This is a genomic window from Streptomyces sp. NPDC004051 (assembly GCF_053604275.1).
Window position 1 is genome coordinate 1 of sequence record NZ_JBSGHG010000076.1, and the last position, 6,874, is coordinate 6,874.

At 67.8% G+C, this 6,874-nt stretch carries 3 protein-coding genes; 2 read left to right on the top strand and 1 reads right to left on the bottom strand.

Features of this window, described 5'->3' with window-relative positions:
* Positions 1 to 511 precede the first annotated feature (511 nt).
* Entirely contained in the window at positions 512 to 1,840 is a 1,329-nt protein-coding gene (locus tag ACWEQO_RS34460; RefSeq protein ID WP_361462450.1) for a hypothetical protein, read from the bottom strand.
* Positions 1,841 to 2,224: 384 nt separating this feature from the next.
* Between ACWEQO_RS34460 and ACWEQO_RS34465 the strand changes: the two genes are divergently transcribed.
* Positions 2,225 to 6,472 (top strand): hypothetical protein, encoded by a 4,248-nt coding sequence (locus ACWEQO_RS34465; protein ID WP_452986458.1) that lies wholly within the window; start codon positions 2,225 to 2,227, stop codon positions 6,470 to 6,472.
* 127 nt (positions 6,473 to 6,599) lie between these two features.
* Complete coding sequence (locus tag ACWEQO_RS34470) at positions 6,600 to 6,797, top strand: hypothetical protein (protein WP_452986459.1); 198 nt, start codon at positions 6,600 to 6,602, stop codon at positions 6,795 to 6,797.
* Positions 6,798 to 6,874 lie beyond the last annotated feature (77 nt).

Consider the following 6,874-nt stretch of genomic DNA (forward strand, 5'->3'; position numbering starts at 1 on the left):
CCCACAGCCTGACATCCGCAAGGTCCCCACCCATGACCACACCAACGACCGATCTGGTCAGCAGTCACGCCAAACACCGTTGCAGTACTAGAGCCTAGTGCTGTGCAAGGGCTCCCGGGGTTCATCTATCTGCCTGCGGCATCCTGCAAGGAGGGCACCTCCGGCTGGAGCTCCTCCGTCGATGCCGAGGTAGGTACCCCGGTCGTCCGCGAGCACGGTGACACCGCGGCCCCCAGATCGTCCAGGCGCCCAATCGGACCCAGCGGTGCGAACATAAGGGTGGCCGAGCCCGGGTGTACGACGCCTCCCGCCTGAGGGAGGCGTCGTACACATCCCGCAGCCGGACGTCAGCGCGGTCCCGGGTGGGGCTCGGCTGTCGCATCTGCGGCCGGCGTGCCTGGAGTAAGACCAGTTCGCTGCCTGAAGCGCCGCCTGACGCTGCGCGCTGCGGCCAGCGTGAGTGCTACCGCGAGGCTCGCCAGATATTCGGCTGCGGCTGCGCTGAGGATGTTCACTGGCCGGCCGCCGGCACCGGGGCGGACGGGCCTGCCGCAGCACGGTGGTGCAGTCCCAGCCGTCTGAGCTTGCGGCGCACCCGGTTGCCGAACGCATCCGGATCGTCGGCGCCGCCCAGAGCCGCGGCCTGGGCCCATGTCACGCGCTGCGTACCGTAGATCATGGCTACGGCTCTCTCCGCGGGTGCCAGATCCGCGAGCACGGCAAGGACGCGGCAATCGTCCACCTCGCTGTGCAACAGGCCGTCCTCCGGGCGCCGGTCATCGCTGACCACATCGTTCAGTGACACTCCCGACGCGACAGGGTCCCCCAGCAGCCGCACCGTGCGGCCGCCGGATTTTCGCTCCCAGAGCGGCTGCAGATAGCGATGTTCCCATTCGGTATGACGGTGGAGCAGCTCCATGATCTCGGCATCGCCGTTCAGGTGATGGCCAAGAGCCTCAACCCAGTTACCCAGCAGGGCCATCTCCACGGCCGCGCGCCACGCTTTCGGCCTGCCAAGATTGAGCCACGTCCGAGAGAACTCGTCCACGGCTGCCGTATCACCCTCGATACAGGCGTTACGTGCCACAAGCGCGGCCATGACGGCTTCGCGGGTGGTGAATGCTTCCGAGCCGCTGAGCTGTTGGGCGAGCGTGTGCAGGACGGCAGCGATGAAATTCACGGGGGAGTGCCTCGCGTCGGTGTCCCTTCTCCGCCCCCTTTCCATCAAGGCGATCATGACGTCCTGGACGAAGGCCTCGTCCTGTTCCTGATTGACGTTCACGGCGTGATCGGGCAGACCCCGCGTCCTCCACGTGCGCGCCATCTCATACAGGTGGCGCACGACAGCCCTGCGGGCTTCCTCACCGGCGCCGGGCGCAGGTGTGGTCAGTTGCTTGGCCATCCGGCGCAGCCGCTCGAGCACCCGGGAGGCCGCAGGCCGAGCCTGCGCCAGCCAGGTCCCGCGATGCACGGGCACCGGTTCAATCCGCACCGCATACACGGCTTCGTGCACGGTCTTTTTCCTCGGGCTCGGCCGGTTGAGAGCCGGGCAGCGCACTTGCCCATCGCGGGGGCAGTCCGGGCACAGGTAGCGAAGGCGGGCGTTCCGGTCCATCAACTGCTCCTGCGCATAGCGGAGAAACCGGATGGTCCGCAACGCCAGCGCCTCGTCCTCGGGCGGGAAGTTTTCGATCGGTGAGGCGAAGGGGGCGGGCAAGCGGGTGGCCCGGTCCTGGGTGTCGACCAGCAGGCGAAGTACCCAGCTCTCCAGCGCGGCATGAAGCGCCGGGACTCCGACGCGGTCATCGTCCTCGAGATCCGAGTAACACAGCAGGGCCATGTGATGTGCTCCTTACCTGTAGCGCGTGATGAGGCTGCTATCCCTAAGGGCCGGCCTGGAGGTAAACCGGCAATCACCTCCCACTTTTCCCAAGTGATCTGCGTCACACTGTGATGCTGTGAAGGTCCGCCTCCCGGAACCCGGGACGCACCACGCCGACGCGGCGGCGACACACGGGACGAGGCTGCGTTCAGCGATTGACCACACCCTTCATCCACCACCCGGTGCTCCCCACCCGCCAACAGCAGACCGCGTCGGCGAGCGTGCGGGAGGTGGGCGGGAGGCGACTGGGGAAGCAAAGACGGCTCGGGCAGACACTGCGAAGCGTAAAGTCCGGAATGGGCGATGGGCGGCGTTGTCAGTGGTGCCTGAGACAGTGGTGGAGTGCGCAGCCAGGCAGAGCAATTATTCGATGATGCAGTGAGGACCGGCCGTAAGAATGCCGTCACGATGGAGATGGCCCGCCGTCACTGTCTGAACATGACGTTCACCGAGTTCGGCGGCCAGGGGATGGCCGAGGCGGCCACCGGCTTGCCGATCAACACGCGGCAGGTGGGCTGCCTCGTGGCGCATGGCGGTGCCGGCGCGAACCTGGACTGGATTGCTGGGGAGTTCTACGAACAGCACTGCGTGGGCTGCTCCCACCGCCGTCCGACGGGCGACGTGCCGAACCTCGCCACGGTCATGGACGAACACAAAGAGGCCGCAGCCAGAGCTGAGGAGGCCGAACGAGCGGAAACGGCGAAGCGGCACCGCGCCTGGGAGCAGCGTGCCGAGGACCGCCGGGGCGCGCAGGCGTCATCGGATCCAGCGATGACCAGTGCTCTGGACGACATCGGCGTCCTAGACCAGGAGCCTGGTACGGAACGGGACCGAGAGGCCTGCGACGGTGCACTGCGGCGATTGACTGCACTGGCCGAGCGGGCGCCGGAGACCTTCACCACCGCGGTGATCGCGTTGGCCCTGGACCTGGTGACCGACGTCCACGTCTCGGAGCTGCTGACGCCGCTGCGGCACGTGGCCCGCGTCCGCCGCGAGCACGCAGCGAATGTCCTGCAAGCGGCCCTGACCACCTTGCGGCGCAGTCCTGTTGCCGAGGCCGGCCGCTGCCTGACCGACCTGCTGAGTCCCCACGATGCGGACCAGGTCGACGAGCCAGTGATCCGGTCCCTGGTGTACCTCGCTGAGCCGCAAAGCCGACGCTTCGGGTTCCGCGAAGGCGGAACCCGAGACGCCAGCGCTCTTCGTGTGGCAGCCGGAGCCGCCCCTCACGCCGTGGCCCATGTGCTCACCGGCATGCTGCTGGCCCCACGGCCGTCCGAGTCGCTGGTGGTCCCGCCCGGAGTGCGGTCCACCCCTCAGGCAGGACGAGAGCTGGAGACTGACCGGCGTGCTGCCGCGGCCGCCGTGCAGGCCCTGGCGTTCACCCACCCGGACGTGGCAGGCGCGCTCGTGCCGCCGATGCTCCTGAACCTGGGCGTTGACGGTGATCACCACAACGATCCCGCACCGATCACCACGGTCCAAAGGTCCCTCGCTACCCTGCTTGTCCTGGAGGTGGGTGACGTGCCTGCCCAGCTCGAGCACACCGGCCGCACAGCCGGAGACACCGTGCGCCAGCGCCTGTTCGGCGTACTGGAGAAGGCCGGCCGCCTCATCGACCCTGAGTACAGATTCCGCACCACGGGCGATCCTCAGCTCGATGCGAGCCAGCAGAGGAGAGTCTTTGGGTATCTGCTCTCCACGTGTCTGACCCGCGTCGGGGGTGACTGGGGCGGCGACGTACGCCTCCCGGCCGCGACTCTGATCGAGCGGCTGACCCAGACCCATCCGGCCTGGGCCCAGCCGCAGCTTGCTGCCCTCCTGGGTACGGCCCTGACGGCCATCGACACCCTGGATTCGGCGAACACCGCCCCCGCCCCGCTTCTGGCCGCCCCCGAAACAGCCCCGCCGGAGCTGCAGTTCCTTGAACGGATGTCCTACCGGCAGTCTCTGGCATCCAGCATCGGCAGGTTCCTGCGCGCTTTGGAACACATCGCCACCATCGATGCGACGGCGGTGTGCAGTGCGGTCATCGACACCATCACCGACGAACGCGACAGCCGGCGCGGACAGGCCATCATGCCGCGCCTGCTGCCGCTCCTGGGGGCGCTCGGACGACGCCACGGCGACCACCCCGGTCTGCTGCGGATGGTCCTCCCGCTGCTGCACACCTACGTCGTCGACTCCGACGTAGCCTCGCGGTCGGCAGCGCTGACCGCCTGGGCGGACATCGGCCGCGCGCACCAACTGCCCTCCAGCATCTCCGATCTCCTGCCGGCCCTGCTCACCGACCCCCACCTCGGTGTCATCGGCGGTGTCCTCGACACCGCCCTGCGTCTGGACTGGAGCACCGAGGACACAGCCTCTCTGCTGGCCTATGCGCTGTCGGTCTGCGAGCACGTCGACATCGCCCAGTTTCCGGACATCGTCAAGAAAGCCATGGCGGCTGCCTCCAAACTCTCCCGAGGCAATGAATCCCTCAGGATCCACACGGAACAGGAGATCCTCCGACGCGCCGCTGACCTCGATGGCTACAACCTGCGCGACGCCCTGAGCCGTGACTGGCTGCCGCAGACCGCCACCACCCCGGCCATGGCCCAGCTGCGCCTGCGCCAAGTGCGCGACCCGCACGTCAACGACCGGCTCAACGCTCATGACAACCTGGAACTGTGCGCGCTGCTGGACTGCGGCCCGGGCCTGGTCGGCCTGGCGGTGGAGGACCTTCAGGCGGCCGCTCTCGAACTCGGGCCGCACCAGGTGGTCGTTGCGGCCGAATACGCCGAAGTCGCCTGGCGGGCAGCCCGCCCGGGCGATGCCGCCACCATCATGAACGCCGTCCTCGAGGCGACCCCGGACGAGCCCGCCTTCACTCTCCACCGAGCCCTGCTCAGCCTGATCGCCGCTGCGGCCGCCTTCGATGCAACTGCAGTGACCGGAGGTGATACGAGTGCGGCCGCCCTTGCGCTGACGCATGCTGCTCAAGCCATCGGCGGAGACAACGATGCGAGCGCACTGGCGGACCAGGCCCGCACTCGTGTGACAGTCCGCGGCCTTCTCACGGGCCACGAGCTGGTACCGGCTATCGGCGCATACCATGGCCATTCCAACAGCGACCCGGCCGCCACGCTTCGCGCCCGCGCAACCCACCTGCAGAGCACCGCGGACACGCTCAGAGAGCAGTGCCAGCAGGCAACGGCGACCGCCGCCTACGGACGGTGCTTCGCCGCACTGTGCGAGGTGGCCGCCTTCCTGATCAGACTTGACGCAGCCGAACTCGACGCCGACACCATTGAGATGATCGCCCTGGCCACTGCGGCCCGTCGCCGCGCAGCAGCCACCGCCACCGAACTTGAGAAACGATTCGACGGCACCGACCCGCTGGCCGGACCGCTGATAGCCGCTCTGAAGCAGGCCCAAGCCGTCACTGAAGCCAGCGGCGTGGCCGACCTCCTGGCGGAGTGGGCCGCCCTGCCCCTGCCACTGGTCATCGCGCGTGGCCCACGCCGCACGCCACTCACCTCCCGCACCGCCGCCCTTGGCGGCGAGGCGGACACCCGGCCTGCCGAGGGTCAGCCGGCCGTTGCGGTCGTACTGGCCAGCGTGGACGGACGCCTTGTCACCGGCCCGCAAGTCCTGCGCCACTCGACGGTCTATGAACTCCGCCTGGACGTACGCACCGGCCCCTGGCCCGAGTGGGCCGAGACCCTCGAAGCCGAACTCCTCAGCCACTTCACCCCCAACGAGGCGGAAACGCCCACCTACCTCTGGACACGCCCGCCGAGCGCGGACGGCCCGGAGACACTGAGCGCCACCGGCACGCTCATCCTCCGCTTCGCTCTGCCCGCCGGCAGCCCCGCCCCGCCGTTCTCGGTCCAGCTGCGCTGGCGCGGCACCCGGGACGGCAAGCCCGTCACCCAGAGCCTCGACACCGCCGGACACCGCGAAATCCGCTTCCGTCCCTTCGACGCCTCACGCGACTTCCTGACCAACTTCCCCGTCTTTGACGAGCGGCTGCTCGCCCTCTACGAAAATCTGCACCGGGCCGGTTACGACGAAGACCAGCTCCAGGCCTTCTGCCGCATCTTCACCGCCATCTGCCGCACCGGCCTCACCATGACGTGGAACAAGCAATACAAGCGCGGCAGCCACGTGACCGAGCGAAAATTCCATGACGACCTGTACAAGGAACTCCAGGCAGAGCCGGAACTCGGCGGGCGCTTGCAGCGAGGCAGCCCACTCGCCCTGGGCTACCTCGATGTTCGGCACGACGGCATCACCGCCGAACTCAAAGTCGAGCGCAACACCCCGGTCACTCGAGACAGAGCCCCCAAGTACATGGGGCAGCCCACGCAGTACGCAGCCGCCGACGGCGCACGCCTCTCGATCCTGTGCATCCTGGACATGAGCCGTAAGGCCTCACCCATCGGCGTTCCGGAGAACTACCTCTTCACCCTTCAGCCAGCGCTTCAGGGACTGACCAACCCCGAGGCGCCTTCCCTCGTTGCAGTCATCGTCGTCAACGGCAACCTGCCGAGCCCCAGTTCATGGTCACGTCGCAAGACCCCCACACTGCGGCCCTCATCGCCCTGAGGGAACCTGCCGCCTGCCGCACAGCACCAGGGCAGGCGAGGCGTTCCGCTGCCCGGGTTGCCACGCTGGGCAAATCACATACGCGTCAGAGTCAACGCTCCCGATACTGCTACCTGAGGAGGTCCGTATGGAAATCGATCCGGCCGTGCTCTCCGGCATCGACGAGGTAGCTGCTGAGTTCTCTTCTCTGCAGGATCTGCTGCAGCGCTGGATCCAGCGGGTCACCGCAGAGTCCTGGCAGGGCCAGGCGGCAGCTGAAGCTGACGCTCTGTGGGCCGCCCTGTGCTTCCACTACACGGAACGCGGGGTGAAGTTCCCCCGCTGAGCTGGACAGCCTGATACTGGGACGGAAGGTCCCGGAGGAAGCAGTTCCAGGTAGTGAGCAAGAAGAGCAACACGAGC